14 protein-coding genes are annotated in these 14,953 nt (G+C 44.5%); 11 read left to right on the forward strand and 3 right to left on the reverse strand.

The genetic code is table 11. From position 1 onward, the window contains the following. Window positions 1–242: 242 nt before the first annotated feature. The 3 genes from ACED42_RS09715 (at window position 243) to ACED42_RS09725 (ending at window position 3,496) form a co-directional block, all read left to right on the forward strand. Window positions 243–938: an NAD-dependent epimerase/dehydratase family protein gene (locus ACED42_RS09715; RefSeq protein WP_269336341.1), complete on the forward strand. Its 696-nt coding sequence runs from the start codon at window positions 243–245 to the stop codon at window positions 936–938. Window positions 939–1,123: 185 nt separating this feature from the next. After that, window positions 1,124–2,497: an L-cystine transporter gene (locus tag ACED42_RS09720; protein ID WP_009846939.1), complete on the forward strand. Its 1,374-nt coding sequence runs from the start codon at window positions 1,124–1,126 to the stop codon at window positions 2,495–2,497. A 240-nt stretch (window positions 2,498–2,737) separates the two neighbouring features. Continuing rightward, window positions 2,738–3,496: a YdcF family protein gene (locus ACED42_RS09725; RefSeq protein ID WP_371702356.1), complete on the forward strand. Its 759-nt coding sequence runs from the start codon at window positions 2,738–2,740 to the stop codon at window positions 3,494–3,496. 200 nt (window positions 3,497–3,696) lie between these two features. Here the strand turns inward: ACED42_RS09725 and ACED42_RS09730 are convergent, their stop codons facing one another. Both ACED42_RS09730 and ACED42_RS09735 read right to left on the reverse strand, forming a co-directional pair. After that, window positions 3,697–4,218, reverse strand: a complete 522-nt coding sequence (locus ACED42_RS09730; protein WP_004734880.1) for a DUF2058 domain-containing protein — start codon at window positions 4,216–4,218, stop codon at window positions 3,697–3,699. Window positions 4,219–4,410: 192 nt separating this feature from the next. Next, window positions 4,411–5,454 (reverse strand): AraC family transcriptional regulator, encoded by a 1,044-nt coding sequence (locus ACED42_RS09735; RefSeq protein ID WP_371702358.1) that lies wholly within the window; start codon window positions 5,452–5,454, stop codon window positions 4,411–4,413. A 169-nt stretch (window positions 5,455–5,623) separates the two neighbouring features. Here ACED42_RS09735 and ACED42_RS09740 point away from each other — a divergent pair, with 169 nt between their 5' ends. The 7 genes from ACED42_RS09740 to purT all read left to right on the forward strand — a co-directional run bounded on the left by ACED42_RS09740 (window position 5,624) and on the right by purT (window position 12,798). Then, a complete protein-coding gene (locus tag ACED42_RS09740) occupies window positions 5,624–6,637 on the forward strand; it encodes a DUF2804 domain-containing protein (RefSeq protein ID WP_371702360.1) in 1,014 nt (337 codons plus the stop codon). Between the two features lie 87 nt (window positions 6,638–6,724). After that, complete coding sequence (locus ACED42_RS09745) at window positions 6,725–7,573, forward strand: sterol desaturase family protein (protein ID WP_012604139.1); 849 nt, start codon at window positions 6,725–6,727, stop codon at window positions 7,571–7,573. 206 nt (window positions 7,574–7,779) lie between these two features. Beyond that, window positions 7,780–9,204 carry an exodeoxyribonuclease I gene (gene sbcB, locus ACED42_RS09750; RefSeq protein WP_371702362.1) on the forward strand — a complete coding sequence of 475 codons (1,425 nt, stop codon included), beginning with the start codon at window positions 7,780–7,782 and terminating at the stop codon, window positions 9,202–9,204. Window positions 9,205–9,229: 25 nt separating this feature from the next. Then, window positions 9,230–9,601 (forward strand): CidA/LrgA family protein, encoded by a 372-nt coding sequence (locus ACED42_RS09755; protein ID WP_371702364.1) that lies wholly within the window; start codon window positions 9,230–9,232, stop codon window positions 9,599–9,601. 2 nt (window positions 9,602–9,603) lie between these two features. Then, window positions 9,604–10,281, forward strand: a complete 678-nt coding sequence (locus tag ACED42_RS09760; RefSeq protein ID WP_371702366.1) for an LrgB family protein — start codon at window positions 9,604–9,606, stop codon at window positions 10,279–10,281. Between the two features lie 286 nt (window positions 10,282–10,567). Next, window positions 10,568–11,455 carry a cytidine deaminase gene (gene cdd, locus ACED42_RS09765; RefSeq protein WP_371702368.1) on the forward strand — a complete coding sequence of 296 codons (888 nt, stop codon included), beginning with the start codon at window positions 10,568–10,570 and terminating at the stop codon, window positions 11,453–11,455. Window positions 11,456–11,622: 167 nt separating this feature from the next. Continuing rightward, window positions 11,623–12,798, forward strand: a complete 1,176-nt coding sequence (gene purT / locus ACED42_RS09770) for a formate-dependent phosphoribosylglycinamide formyltransferase (protein ID WP_102258542.1) — start codon at window positions 11,623–11,625, stop codon at window positions 12,796–12,798. Between the two features lie 202 nt (window positions 12,799–13,000). On the opposite strand, the gene ACED42_RS09775 is transcribed toward purT, so the two are convergent. Beyond that, on the reverse strand, window positions 13,001–13,654 hold the full coding sequence (locus tag ACED42_RS09775) for a thiopurine S-methyltransferase (protein WP_009846951.1): 654 nt from the start codon (window positions 13,652–13,654) through the stop codon (window positions 13,001–13,003). A 323-nt stretch (window positions 13,655–13,977) separates the two neighbouring features. Here ACED42_RS09775 and ACED42_RS09780 point away from each other — a divergent pair, with 323 nt between their 5' ends. Continuing rightward, the gene (locus tag ACED42_RS09780) at window positions 13,978–14,754 is read left to right on the forward strand and encodes a phosphoribosylglycinamide formyltransferase (RefSeq protein ID WP_371702371.1); all 777 of its coding nucleotides are present in this window, start codon (window positions 13,978–13,980) and stop codon (window positions 14,752–14,754) included. Window positions 14,755–14,953: the final 199 nt, after the last annotated feature.

Consider the following 14,953-nt stretch of genomic DNA (forward strand, 5'->3'; position numbering starts at 1 on the left):
ACCATCTGTAGGATCGTTCAACTGATCAGGAAAATGCTTAAATGATCAGTGTTACGTCGCCCAGCGGGCTTTGTTATCTTTAACACTTTAATAGAGGTTTACGTAGCCAAGCACATACCTTCCGTATAAAAGCCCATCATCAAACCCCATCTTCCTAACGCTCATTAATGAAACTTTTGTTCGCTTAAAATTCAAACACTGTTTATATTAAACAAGCACTTGTAGAGCGAGTAAGGAATAGAATGAGTATTAATGGAGATAAAACATCGGTTGTTATAGCTGGTGCGACAGGGCTAATTGGTCATCATGTCCTAAGACTGCTCATTAACGAGCCCGCTGTAGAACACATCTATGCTTTGTCACGAAGAGCATTAGGTGAAGAATTTCACTCCAACAAACTCGATACACTCATCCACAACGATCTACAAGTAACGAGTTGGGACGACACCAAAGCGACGCCCAACTTAGGCATTATCTGCTTAGGCACAACCAAGAAAAAAGCAGGTTCAAAAGAAGCGCTGCGAAAGATCGATGTAGAACTGATTAGCCAAGTGGCACAGTCGATGAAATTCCTTGGAGTTCAACGTGTCGCAGTCGTTTCTAGCTATGGCGCTTCGCCAGACTCCTATTCACACTATCTGCGCTGTAAGGGACAAATGGAGCAAAACCTAAAACGTATTGGCTTCAAGCAGCTCTTCATCGCTCGTCCAGGCCCGCTGGTGGGTGAACGTGCCGAACCCAGAACTGATGAAAAGCTCCTACAAAGAGTCTTCCCTTTAATATCTCCGTTAATGTTTGGAAAATTCAAAAACCTACGCCCTATCCAATCGGAAGATGTAGCGAAAGCAATATTATTCCGATTGTTCGAAAATAATTTCCAAAGTATCGAAATCTACACCTCGACTGACATGCTTAATTTATTAGCGAAATATCATTAAAACGTCTATCTATTCACCACAATGTTGAATATCCATCCAACCCATTGGGTGGATATTACTAATCGTTCTAATAAATTACTTTTCCTTATTTTACGTTTTGTTACAGGTCGCTATTTTAGCTAACAGTATTTGCGCCCATATATCTAAGCGCCCTATCGATTCATGGTTATTCATAAGGAAAAACAATGTCATTTTCAGCTATCGCTGCCTTAGCGGTATTCACTGGTATCCTCTTTTTTCTCTACGGACAGCAGAAAAAAGAAAACACACTTTCTCGCCTCGTTTTACTCGGTTTAGTTTTCGGTAGTGCTTTTGGCCTTGGTCTTCAACTGCTATTTGGTGAAGGCAATCCTATTATCAAAGAGACGCTCGACTGGGTAAACATTGTGGGTCGTGGTTACGTTGGCCTACTAAAAATGGTCATCATGCCATTAGTGTTAGTTTCAATGATTGCGGCAGTAGTGAAGCTTGAGAAAGGCGGCTCACTAGGTAAGATTTCCGGCATCACCATTTCTGTGTTGCTAGCAACAACGGCAATTTCTGCGATTGTTGGTATTGTTGTAACACAAGCATTCGGCTTGTCGGCTGAAGGTTTAACTGAAGGCGCTCGTGAAACAGCACGTATCGCAACACTAGAAAGCCGCATCGGCAGCGTTTCAGATCTAACGATTCCACAAATGCTGGTTAGCTTTATTCCGACTAACCCATTTGCAGACCTAACAGGGGCTCGCTCTACTTCTATCATCGCGGTAGTTATCTTTGGCGTGCTAACGGGTATTGCTGCTCGTAAGGTGATGGCAGAGAAAGAAGAATTAGAATCTCCAATCCGTACGTTCGTTGAAGCGGCTCAATCTATCGTTATGCGCTTAGTTAAGATGATCATGGCACTAACGCCATACGGCATCGCAGCATTAATGGCGAAGGTAGTCGCAACGTCAAGTGCTTCTGACATCCTAAGCCTATTGGGCTTCATCGTTGCTTCTTACGTCGCTATTATCCTGATGTTCGTCGTTCACGGTGTGTTGGTTTCTTTTGTTGGTGTCAACCCGAAAGAGTACTTCCAAAAGATCTGGCCAGTACTGACGTTCGCTTTCACGTCTCGTAGCTCTGCAGCAACTATTCCCCTGAACGTTGAAGCTCAAATCACTAAGTTAAACGTGCCACCAGCGATTGCTAACCTGTCTGCGTCTTTCGGTGCAACAATAGGTCAAAATGGTTGTGCGGGTATTTACCCTGCAATGCTTGCAGTTATGGTTGCGCCTACGGTTGGTATCGACCCAATGGACATCAACTTCATTCTGTCTCTCATTGCTATTATTACGGTGAGCTCATTCGGTATCGCGGGTGTGGGTGGCGGTGCAACTTTCGCGGCACTTATCGTACTACCCGCGATGGGTCTACCTGTGACTATCGCAGCACTGCTTATCTCTATCGAACCACTTATCGATATGGCACGTACTGCGCTTAACGTATCTGGTGCAATGACAGCTGGTACAATCACAAGCCGCCTATTGGCTAAAAAGGACAAACAGCAAGATTTGGAACAAGCGAACGCTTAATGGGTTCGATTGATCCAATAACTTGAGTCTCGTTAAACAAAAACCGATGCACATGCGTCGGTTTTTTATTGCTTATTAGTTTTGTTTATTACTTTACGACCATCCACATTCTATAACGCAAAACTCTATATTTGTTCAATAGTACAATAAGTTAGCCATGAAACATCAGCCAAACTGATATATGATGCACCGCTTCAATATGTCACATCATTCTGGCACCCGTTCGATAACAGGATCCTCATGAGCTTTATTATATTATTACTTCTAGTCTTCGTTGGCGTTACACGTTTATTTCAGTGGCGAAAAACCTCTAGTTTTATCAAACTTCTTCTTCTCTCTTTATTTATATTGATTGGTTCGGGTTTAATCCCTCGCTATCTACTAAACGACCTGCAAGCCAATTATGAGCGCAAACCTGACATTCAGTGGACCTCTCACAATGCCATTGTCTTGCTTGGTGCTGGTACTCAACTCATCGCAAGTACACAAGAATTTGAGCCGACCTTTTTCTCGTTCGGTCGCATCAATGAAACGGCAAGCCAATATAAAAACTGTGCGAAGGCTCAAACCATATGCAAAGTGATTGTTAGTGGTGGAGATGCACAAAATAATGGTGTAACCGAAGCGGAAGTTTATCAACAGCAGTTGCTTAGACTCGGCGTTCCACTAGCCGATATCATTCAAGAATCGAATAGCGTCAACACTTGGAAAAACGCGCAGCTCACCAGTGACCTAATGAAGCATCACCAGTTCGACAACATTGTTCTTGTTTCATCAGGCCTACATATTCGTCGTAGTGAACTCTACTTTAATCATTTTGGATTAAACGTCGTCCCAGTACGAGCCGACTACATGGCTGCTCAAATTTCATGGTTACCATTATGGTACAACTTCGCAGTTACAGACTTTGCATTGCATGAACAATTGGGTTTTGCTCGTTACAACCTTTACAACTTTATGGGTTGGAACAGCAAACGTGAGAAGCCCGGTGACGCCTGATCGCTTCAACCATGATCTAACTAGTTAGTTATTTAGTTATTTAGCTATTTAGCTATTTGGCTATTTGGCTATTTGGCTATTTGGCTAGTGGTCATTTAGTATCTAGAAGATTCACAGCTCATAAACAAAAAATGCAGCCACAATCGAAGGATTGTCAGCTGCATTTTTAATTCGTGCTTCTACTCAATACTAACGGGCAATTACCACATTAGGTCATCTGGGATAACGAAGTCTTTGTACGGGTCATCTTCATCTACTTCATCAGAGCTTGAAGCTTGAGTATCAACAATAGATTCTTCGTCACGCATCGCGATCTTGTTCGCTACCGCAGTAGGAATAACAACATAGCTTTCGCCTTGACGCGCGATACTTAGAATACCTTTACTTAGTTGCTTTTGAGTCAGATCTTCTACGTAAAGGTATTTAACTAGCGTACCATCGGTGAAGTTGTATTTGATCTCACCATTCTTCTGTTCTATCTTGTTCATCTCAATCAGTTGCTTCACTTGAGCTTTAATTTCTTTGCTCAACTGCTGTTCTTTCAACTGTTGGTTTAACTCTTTGTCTTTCGCTTGCTGCGCCAGTTTAGTTTCTTCTGCTGCCGCTTTTGCTTCACGAGACTGAACGCGAGACTTTTTAGAGCCTTTCTTCGCCTTCTTTAATTTTTTCTCATTTACCAAGCCAGCTTTAAGCATCTGCTCTTGGAGTGTTAACTTTGCCATGACTTTCCCAGTTCAGGATTAAAAACGGCACTATCATACCTGTTTTTGAGGTTTCTGTTTACTGAACAAGAGTAAATTACAGAACAATCGCAAAATTTGTGCTGATAGATCTAAGCTGTCGCCATATTCCCTTCTTGTTGCTCAGAACCTCCACTTTTCCACGAAATACCGTTTATACGCACATCGAGCCAATTACCCAGAAGCACTCAATCTGCCACGAAACTGTGCCGGTGTTTTATTTAGCCAGCTTTTGAATGCTCGTCTGAAATTTGCCGGGTCGCTATAACCGAGCCTTTCACCGATGTCATCGATACTCATGGTTGTGCCGAGTAACAGCTCTTTGGCCAGTTCCACTCTAACTTCGGTAAGCAATATATGATAACTGGAATCATGGGTCACTAGCTCTCTCCTGAGCGTACGAGAGCTACACCCAAACTCATCCGCGAGTTGCTCTATATTCGGGAAACTGCCTGCGGTTTGATAAAAGATCGTTTTGATTTGGTTAGTCAGCAGGTGCTCAGAGTCCAGCGTTTCGACTATCGACTGGCAAGACGCAAGATAGCGCTTCAGTGTCGCGGCATCATGAGTCAATAAGGTTTGTGATAAAACCGAGGCATCAAAACGCAGTTCACAATGGTTTTGCTCAAAAATCACCGGGCACTGGAAGCGGTTGTCATAAAGCTTGGTGTAATTGGGACGAGCGTAAGGCAAAGCCAAAGTATGAATATCCAACTCATGACCAGTCAGTTCTTTGAACAAAGAGACGATTGAACTCAAGAAATATTCACTGCAGAAAGGAAGCAGATCGCCCACTTCCAAGGTGTTCTCAATCTGAATCACTGCTTGCTCGGAATCTAGAAACAATTTAACCGAGAAGATAGGACCGTTCAGGCGCAGATATTTAAAGCCCGACTTGATGGCCTCCCCGACATTTTGACTGGTCGATAGCGCATAACCCAACACACCAAAGTGGCTCAAGCTAGCGTGTTCCCCCAGCCAAAGCCCTAAGCCATCGTGAGGAAAGCTCTGATTCGCCACGCTAAATAACGCAAGTTTATCAGCGTAAGTCAACTTTCCATTCGGGTCTCGCCAATCCATGTTCGGCAAACCGACATAATTGAGTAACCTTTCAATATCGATACCTCGTTGCTCTAACGTATTCAACAGCAGCGCGATATCTAATGTCCCCAACTGATGCCGATGTCCGGTTGGCTTATACTCCGCGATAATCTTCAATAGTCTCTCCTTATATCGAGCCCATTCCCATCAACATGACTACTCAGCTTCAACAACACTACTGACAAAATCGTGATTGGTAACGCGCTCTTGTCCGAATATGACCTCCCAATTCTACGCTACTCATCGCACAATGGCTTTAGTTGTTAAATTTATGTGAACTATCGCAATGATAAAAACGAATCCTGCTCCACACAGTTTGATTGATTCTAATGGTCAGCCGATCATTGGACATTTCGATGGCATCCCCAAGCACCTGAACATCGAGAACTTTGACTACCGAAACTCGATGGATGCAAAAGCAAACTCTTGGCAGAAGCACTTCCACTTTAAGCAATTCCAGTTTGTCAGCATCGTCACCGACACACACATTATCGGCGTCGCGATCGCGGATATTCGCTACTTAGGCTCAGCGTTTTGTTATCTGTACGACATAGAAAACAGCCATCTAGAAGAGTCATCTTGGTTGAGGCCATTAGGGTTTGATAAGCAAGTAACGCCTTCACCATTTGAAGGAAAGACAAGTATTGCTGGCCAAAGCATTACTTTCGATATCGAAGCCGGACAATGGCGAGTTCGCTTGAATACCAAACTCATCAAGGCCGACATCGCTTTAGAGCCTAAAGCCGACAGCTTGCCCTTGGCGATGTGCAGCCCAACGGGTTATTCAGGTTGGACTTACACCCAAAAGCACAATGCTTTGCGCATCAGCGGTGACATCCAAATCAAGGGAGAATCACTCGTTCTCGAACAAGCTCGTGCTGGTTATGACTTTTCAGCGGGTTACATGAGACGTGAAACCAGTTGGCGCTGGGCAAGCATCAACACGCAATCCAATGGCACAGATATTGGCCTAAACCTCGCGGCGGGCGTGAATGAAACCGGAGGCTGCGAAAACGTGTTATGGGTCAATGGAACCAGACACTTGCTTAACCCGGTACAGTTTACGTTCAGTCGCCAAGACACGAACTTGCCTTGGCAGATAACATCACAAGATGGACGTATAAACCTGACCTTTACGCCCTTAAATAACCGCAGCGAAAAGCTCAATTCATGGCTGTTAAAGAGTAACTTTCGTCAGTTCATTGGTCACTTTTCTGGCTCGATTGAAGACAACAATGGAGTGACACATCAACTCGATGGTGTTCTTGGCCTAACAGAAGATCACTTCGCTCGCTGGTAGCGTAATTCTGCTGATTGAATCTCAGGCGAGCAAGTCTAAGTAAACTTGATACTAAGAACGCGTATGACGTCTCAACAAGGATAAAACATGAATATCGACGCATTAATCAATCACCCAGAATGGCTACTGCTGGTATTAGCGCCCTTATTCATGGTGTGCATGGCGGCTGAGTATTTTATCGGTCAGAAGCAAGGTCGACTGCCAGATAACTCCAGCTATAAACTTTCAGAAGTGATGTGTAACTTCACGCTTGCGGGAATGCATCAACTCTCGGATTTGCTCACCGGGTTATTGGTCGTGCAGTTGTATCTTTGGCTGTTTGGTTGGCGCTTAATGGACGTTGAAATGGGCGTACTGAGTTTTGTTGTATTGATGGTATTACAAGACTTTTGCTATTACTGGTTCCATAGAGCAAGCCATCGTGTTCGCTGGATGTGGGCCGCGCACGTCGCGCACCACAGTTCAGAAAGCATGAACTTCAGTACGGCTTTCCGTCAGAGTTTTATGTATCCACTTGCTGGGATGTGGCTGTTCTGGGTGCCGCTGGTCATCATAGGTTTCGACCCTAAATGGGTGATCTTTGTGGTCCTTCTCAACCTAGGTTTGCAGTTCTTCGTCCATACACAATGGATACGAAGCTTGGGGCCACTGGAATACATCTTCAACACCCCTTCACATCATCGAGTGCATCACGGCAAAAACCCGCAATACATAGATAAGAACTACGCCGGCGTTTTAATCATTTGGGATAAATTGTTTGGTACGTTCGAGCCTGAAATTGAAACCGTGCGTTACGGCGTCACTAAACCCGTAAACAGTTTTAACCCTATAATCGTCACCTTTCAAGAATGGAAGGCTATATTCAAAGATTTGAGAAACCGAGAGCTAACCATTAAACAGAAAGTCCAGTTGATACTCTCACCCCCATCGGATTAAACGGACGATAGACAGATTGTCTTAACTAAGATACCGCCTCAACTGGATTCAAAGACATCCCCACCGACTCGATTGAATAGTAAAGCACCGTTTTCCGACAATTTATTTGTGATCTGGGTTGCACGCGTACCGCATACTATCAGATACTGAACAAAACTAACCTTCAGCCACAGTAAACGTTCTGCGCTTGCTGTTCAGGAATTTCAATGAGTTCAGATAATCAGCCGACCTACTTCTTTTTCGATTACGAAACGTGGGGCGTTAGCCCAGCAAAAGACCGTCCGAGTCAGTTTGCGGGTGTTCGTACCGACCAAGATTTCAATGTTATTGGAGAGCCTCTGGTTATCTATTGCCAACCTCCTGCTGATTACCTCCCTGCGCCTGAAGCTGCGTTGATCACCCGTATCACACCACAGAAAACGGCTTCACAAGGTCTCCCTGAGCCAGAGTTTATCGCTAAGATCCATGCTGAGTTGGCGAGACCAAACACCACAAGCCTTGGCTACAACAGTATCCGATTCGATGATGAAGTAACGCGTTACACCTGTTACCGAAATTTCATTGACCCATATGCGTGGAGCTGGCAGAACGGCAACTCACGTTGGGATCTATTAGATGTAATGCGCGCTGTTCACGCACTGCGCCCTGAAGGCATTGTTTGGCCAGAGAACGAAGAAGGTTATCCAAGTTTCAAACTGGAACACCTATCTGTGGCAAACGGCATTGAACACGAGAACGCGCACGATGCGATGGCCGATGTTATTGCGACCATCGAGTTAGCAAAGAAGCTTAAAGCTGCACAACCTAAGATGTTCGATTACCTTTACAACATGCGTCATAAGCGTAAGCTAAATGACCTAGTTGATATCGTAAACATGACACCATTGATGCACGTTTCGGGCATGTTTGGCCGTGACTGCAACTACACAAGCTGGATTGTGCCTATGGCTTGGCACCCAACTAATCAAAATGCGGTTATCGTGGTTGATTTAGCTAAAGATCCAAGCCCACTACTAGAACTGGACGCTGATGAACTCAGAGACAGACTCTACACCAAACGCAGTGAACTGAGTGAAGACGAGCTACCCGTACCCATCAAATTGGTTCAACTGAACAAGTGCCCTATTCTTGCTCCAGCCAAAACGCTGACGGCTGAAAATGCCGAAACCATCGGTATCGATCGCCAACAATGCTTGAAGAACTTGGCACTGCTGCGCGAACATCCAGAGATCCGCGAAAAACTCATTGGCCTGTACTCTCAAGAGCGCGAGTACGAAAAGAGTGATGATGTTGATACCCACCTTTACGACGGTTTCTTTTCACCTGCTGATAAAACAGCGATGAACATCATTCGTGAAACTGACCCGAACAACTTGGCAGCTTTGGATATCACCTTCAGTGACGAACGTATTAAACCGTTACTGTTCCGTTACCGTGCACGTAACTTCCCATGGACGCTCGACGAAGCTGAGCAATTGAAATGGGCAAACCATTGTCGTGAGTTTTATGAGTGCCGTTTAGAAGAGTACATGCTCAACCTTGAAAACCTCGCGCACGAACATGAAAGCGACGAGAAGAAAATGGCTATCTTGAAGGCGGTTTATCAGTACGTAGAAAAGTTAGCTAGCTAATTCCATTATCAAGAGACGTAACACTTTGAAAGAAAGATTGATCCAGCTGGTTTACTGCTTAATCTCCTTCACCTTAATCATAGGTGCACTTACAGCAGGTAACGCGTTACAGCATTTTTTGGATACCTCAATCCCAGGCAGTATTTTTGGCATGTTGATTCTGTTTGCTGCCATGGTGATTGGTATTGTTCCTTCGCACTGGGTACAACCCGGTGCAAGCTTGATTATCCGCCTAATGATCTTACTGTTTGTTCCGATCAGTGTTGGGTTAATGGATCACTTCGACATGCTCATCACGAACGCATTGCCAATTATGGCCAGCGCCGTTGGTGGCACGTTGCTGGTGTTGGTGTCCTTATCATGGTTTTTAGACCGCTTGCTTTCGAGAGGTAACTGATCATGTGGATTCTACTCACCATCGTGGTATTCCTGTTTGCTCGCTGGGTAAGTCAAAAAGTAAACTCACCGCTGTGTAACCCCCTGCTGATCAGCATTGGTATCATCATTCCGATACTCACGTTCTTCAAAGTACCGTTTGAGACTTACTATGCGGACAACACCTGGATTACCTACATGCTGCAGCCCGCGGTAGTTTCCCTTGCTTATCCGCTTTATGAACAGCTACCTCAAATCAGAGCCAACTGGCGCATCATCACCTTTGCTTGCACACTAGGCAGTGTAATGTCGATGACAACGACAGCATTGATCGCTGTGGCTTTTAAAGCAGACTTAAGTTTGATTGCGAGTTTATTAGGTAAATCAGTCACCACGCCAATTGCGATGGAAGTATCGAGCCATTTAGGTGGTGAAGCAGCGATTGCGGCAATACTGGTATTGATTGTTGGTCTGTTTGGGGCGATTTTTGCTTACCCAATCTACAATCTCATTGGTATTAAGAGCCCTATTGCCCGAGGTTTAACCATGGGTACCGTATCTCACGCTTTAGGCACTGCAACCTGTGCTGAAAAGAATCAGGAAGATGCAGCATTCAGTTCTTTGGCTCTTGTGCTTTGCGGCGTCATTACCTCAATCATCGCACCGAGTATATTTTCGCTCGTGGTTTGGTTCTATTCTTAACCTAAACGATCACTACGCGATTCAGCCCAACCAGAATGCTGTTTATTACAGTGTCTGTTTGGGCTTTTTATTCGCATTTATTTAGCAATAGCAGCCAAATCGCGCCCTGTTTAGGCCAATAAATGGGATATCAATGGTAGTTTTTACTCTTGCAATCGATTTCATCTGTGACCTCACTCTAATTATGCAAACCAATGTAACAACAACAATGCAATTGTGATCAACATCACAGAAAATTCCTACACATTGCATAGAATTAAAGCCTAAGGTCAAATAAGGATTCAACATGAACAGTCGTATTACCCTGGCGCTGGAAAGTGCTCCAACAGCAATCAAAGCACTTTTGAGTGACATCGTATTAGCAGACAACTTTGACGCGACATTGTCTCCAGAACAATTTGCTAGCCTACTGCAAGCAAGTGGTTTAGCGGATGACGAGCTACGTATTGCGCTACTTCCTTTTGCCGCTGCGTATTCTTACGCGCCGCTATCTGAATTCTATGTGGGTGCCATCGTGCGTGGCCTATCTGGTCGTCTGTACTTCGGTGCAAACTTGGAAATTGCAGGTGCGCAACTTGGTCAAACGGTTCATGCTGAACAATCAGCCATCAGCCACGCGTGGATGAAGGGTGAAGAAGGCCTTTCTGATATCACGATCAACTTCAGCCCTTGTGGTCACTGTCGCCAATTCATGAACGAATTGACGACGGCAAAAGAACTTAAAGTTCAATTACCACAGCGTGATGAAATGTCACTGCAAGAATACCTACCTGACTCTTTCGGCCCTGCTGATTTAGGTATTACTACTGGCCTAATGACTAAGCTGGATCACCAGTACACGTCAGAAGAAACAACGCCTATTGTTGTAGAAGCGCTAGCAGCACTAAACCGCAGCCATGCTCCTTACACCAAAAACCTAAGTGGTGTTTCGCTACAACTGACGTCAGGTGAAATTTTTACGGGTGCTTACGCTGAAAACGCAGCGTTCAACCCGAGCCTACCTCCTCTGCAAGTCGCGTTAATTCAACTTAAACTGGCTGGCTTCGATTTTGAACAAATTGAAAGTGCAGCTTTGGTTGAAATCGCCGAAGGTAGCATCAGTCACCTAGCGGATACGCAATCTACATTAGAAGCGATTAATCCCGACATTCCAGTGACTTACTTAGCAATCTAAGTACATCTAATTAACAAAAATTCAAATAAGCAGCCCTATTTAACGGGGCTCCTTTTTTTATACCTGTAATTAACGCAACAACTTGCGCAAACGTTTGCTTTTATCATTGAAATAAGTATGATCACCCCGTTTTCAATCAATCGTTCAAAAGATCGGAAGGAATTTCTATGTTTGGTACTGCTACTCGTGAAAATGCTACTCGTGTACTTCTATTAGGTTCAGGTGAACTCGGCAAAGAAGTTGCTATCGAGTGCCAACGTTTAGGTTTGGAAGTTATTGCTTGTGACCGTTATGCAGACGCACCCGCGATGCAAGTTGCGCATCGTAGCCATGTATTAGACATGTTAGACGGCGATGCACTTCAAGCGATCATTGAACTAGAAAAGCCAGATTATGTGGTTCCTGAAATTGAAGCTATTGCCACCAGCAAGTTGGTAGAGCTAGAAGCACAAGGCTTAAATGTCGTTCCGACTGCGAATGCGACCAAGCTAACGATGAACCGCGAAGGTATCCGTCGCCTAGCGGCAGAAGAGCTAAAACTGAGCACTTCTCCTTACCGCTTTGCAGACACCTTTGAAGACTTTGCTGCCGCTATTGAATTCGTGGGAATGCCTTGCGTTGTTAAGCCAGTAATGAGCTCTTCAGGTAAAGGCCAAAGCGTTATCAAAACAGAGGAAGACATTCAAAAGTCTTGGGACTACGCACAAGAAGGCGGTCGTACTGGCGCGGGTCGCGTAATCGTTGAAGGCTTCATCGACTTTGATTACGAAATTACGCTACTTACCGTTCGCGCAGTCGACGGTGTGCATTTCTGTGCGCCTATCGGTCACCGCCAAGAAGATGGTGATTACCGTGAGTCTTGGCAGCCACAAGTCATGTCAGACAACGCACTTAAAACAGCGCAATATACCGCTGAACAAGTGGTTAATGCACTAGGTGGTCACGGTATCTTTGGTGTCGAGCTGTTTGTTAAAGGCGATCACGTTATCTTCAACGAAGTATCCCCTCGCCCACACGATACTGGCTTAGTGACTCTTATGTCTCAAGACTCATCGGAATTCGCACTGCACGTACGCGCGTTTACCGGTATGCCGATCAAATCCATCACGCAATACGGTCCATGTGCATCAGCGGTTATTCTGGGCCAAGGCACTTCAACCAACATTCGTTTTGAAGGTCTTACAGAGGCGCTAGACGCACCACAAACGCAAGTTCGCTTGTTTGGTAAGCCTGATATCGATGGTCGCCGTCGTTTAGGTGTGGCGCTGACTCGTCGCAACAGCACTGAGACTGCGATTGAAGATGCAATTGAGAGTGCTTCTAAAGTAAAAGTAATTTACTAACTGTTAATTACCATTTTCTAGCTAATGACAACTAGACTACTAATTGGTAACGACTAACTCAGATCTGAACCATTACGTTCTCGCATCTGAACAATCACGAGTTCAAATATGAACAATAAAAAAGACGGGCTATCGAGCCCGTCTTTTTGTTGGTGTTATCTTTTTTATTGAAGCGGTTTTTTCACTAGAGAGCTCACTGCGCTTAAGCGTCAGACTCAATCAAATACACTTCTTCACTGAATCGAGACAAACCTTTCTTCGCAATCTTAGGGTGTTCATCATCTGCGATATCTTGATTCAACAAAGTGATCTTATAACCTGCAAATAACTGATCGATCTCTAGCTTAGGTACGCTAAACGGAGGCCCTGCCATCTCACTTTGATCGTAATCCAATGTCACCAATAAGATTTTGCCGCCTGGCTTTAACAGTTGCTTCAAACGCTCTACATATTGCACGCGCATCTCTTCAGGCAATGCGACTAAAGACGCGCGATCGTAAATGGTATCGACAGGCTGGATTGGCGCTGAGAAGTAATCGCCCGTGTAGATGTTCAGTTCATCGAATTGATACAGCTCGTGCTGACCACTGATTTGAGTCACAGTCGGGGTGTAAAGGTGCTCTGCAAAAAATGCGCGAACCGCAATCTGACTTAACTCGACACCTTGAACATCTTCATGCTTTGAAGCTAGCCAAATCAGATCTTCACTTTTGCCACAAAGTGGAACAAACACACTCTTCTCGTAGCTAGGCTCAGTCTTTTCCCAAAATTTAATCAGAAGTGGGTTTACATCTTCGAGGTGGAAACCAATTTGGTTGGCTGCCCATTTATTGTGCCAAAATTCAGGATTATTCATCTTTCGTTCATGTTAAACAGTCATAATGCAAGGGTACAGTATAGAGAGGTAAGAGCAACCTTAGCTTGGTTTAAAGTACCAAATTGGTTTCGATGAAATCAGAAACTGGCTAAGTTCAAAGTTCTAATAATTGCGGAACTAACGGTTGGATTATTTGTCTATATCTTCACATTTTAAAGCAATATTAAACGTTAGAGTTGGTTTCTGTCTTAGCTAGCCCCATTTAATATGTAGTGAGTTTAGTTAAGCTGTTTTTACTCTTGTGCGTTACTGGTTACCCCTTTTAACTACCCGTTTTTGTAACCTTGTATTTTGGAGTTTGAATGAGTGTATTTCTCCGTACGACGGCCCTAATGCTATTGGTATTGAGCCGAGCGCCTGCATTCGCAGCAGCACCTGTTTCAACAAGTTCGACTGATCAAACGCGCACTCCTGCGCAAAACCAAGTTTCATCAAACGTATTCCGTCATAGTTTGAGCGGCCTTTACGGCATCAAAGCCTTCGACTCACGCCCGACTCAGCCTTACACCGACTTCGATATTCTGTACAGCAAAGCGCATCAAGGCCAAGCTGAACTAGAAACTATCTGTAAAAGTACTGCCCTACTCACCAATTCTGAAGCGCTATTTGCTGGCGTTAAATCTCAAGCTCGTGCAGAAGAAAAAATCGTCCTTGAGCTTGATGGTGATGTAACAAAAATTACCGACTTAGCCCGTGCAACTATCATCGCGAACGATGTAGAAAGCTTGGTTGAAGTTTACGAAGCGCTAAGCCGTGAAGCAGACGTTGTTAAGCTGAAAAACAAGTTTAAGTCACCAGCCGATTCTGGCTACCGTGACCTTAACTTGTTGGTTCGTTTACCTAAAACCAACATCATTGCAGAGGTTCAGCTTCACTTGAAAGCGATTGCTGATGTGAAAAGTGGCCCTGAGCACGAACTCTACGAAATCATCCAAGGCATTGAGCGTCACGCAATTGCAGAACATCGCCCAATCAATGACATTGAAGCGGCACAAATCAATAGCCTAAGACGCCAATCTTTAGAGCTTTACCAACAAGCATGGCAACCGTACATTACCACGCACATTAAAGCGGCATAAACGCTTACCATAAACAAGAACGACAAAGGGCTGCATAATCGCAGCCCTTTCTTTTTATTAGTGCTCTCGCGTTGCTTTCATTAGTTCATTAGTTCATTACTGTCAGAAAGCAAAATATAGGGATGTCACTATTAGTAGTTAACGAGAAGGGTGATTAACGAGAAGGGTAGCTAAGAAAAGAGAGTCAGGTGATACCACT

Source organism: Vibrio sp. FF145 (genome assembly GCF_041439075.1).
In the GTDB taxonomy this organism is placed as follows: Bacteria; Pseudomonadota; Gammaproteobacteria; order Enterobacterales; family Vibrionaceae; genus Vibrio; species Vibrio tasmaniensis_A.

What these genes read in the sequence shown, in the direction of transcription:
- ACED42_RS09715 (WP_269336341.1), top strand. Translation starts at nt 243, where the DNA reads ATGAGTATTAATGGAGATAAAACATCGGTTGTTATAGCTGGTGCGACA.
- ACED42_RS09720 (WP_009846939.1), top strand. Translation starts at nt 1,124, where the DNA reads ATGTCATTTTCAGCTATCGCTGCCTTAGCGGTATTCACTGGTATCCTC.
- ACED42_RS09725 (WP_371702356.1), top strand. Translation starts at nt 2,738, where the DNA reads ATGAGCTTTATTATATTATTACTTCTAGTCTTCGTTGGCGTTACACGT.
- ACED42_RS09730 (WP_004734880.1), bottom strand. Translation starts at nt 4,218, where the DNA reads ATGGCAAAGTTAACACTCCAAGAGCAGATGCTTAAAGCTGGCTTGGTA.
- ACED42_RS09740 (WP_371702360.1), top strand. Translation starts at nt 5,624, where the DNA reads ATGATAAAAACGAATCCTGCTCCACACAGTTTGATTGATTCTAATGGT.
- ACED42_RS09745 (WP_012604139.1), top strand. Translation starts at nt 6,725, where the DNA reads ATGAATATCGACGCATTAATCAATCACCCAGAATGGCTACTGCTGGTA.
- sbcB (WP_371702362.1), top strand. Translation starts at nt 7,780, where the DNA reads ATGAGTTCAGATAATCAGCCGACCTACTTCTTTTTCGATTACGAAACG.
- ACED42_RS09760 (WP_371702366.1), top strand. Translation starts at nt 9,604, where the DNA reads ATGTGGATTCTACTCACCATCGTGGTATTCCTGTTTGCTCGCTGGGTA.
- cdd (WP_371702368.1), top strand. Translation starts at nt 10,568, where the DNA reads ATGAACAGTCGTATTACCCTGGCGCTGGAAAGTGCTCCAACAGCAATC.
- purT (WP_102258542.1), top strand. Translation starts at nt 11,623, where the DNA reads ATGTTTGGTACTGCTACTCGTGAAAATGCTACTCGTGTACTTCTATTA.
- ACED42_RS09775 (WP_009846951.1), bottom strand. Translation starts at nt 13,654, where the DNA reads ATGAATAATCCTGAATTTTGGCACAATAAATGGGCAGCCAACCAAATT.
- ACED42_RS09780 (WP_371702371.1), top strand. Translation starts at nt 13,978, where the DNA reads ATGAGTGTATTTCTCCGTACGACGGCCCTAATGCTATTGGTATTGAGC.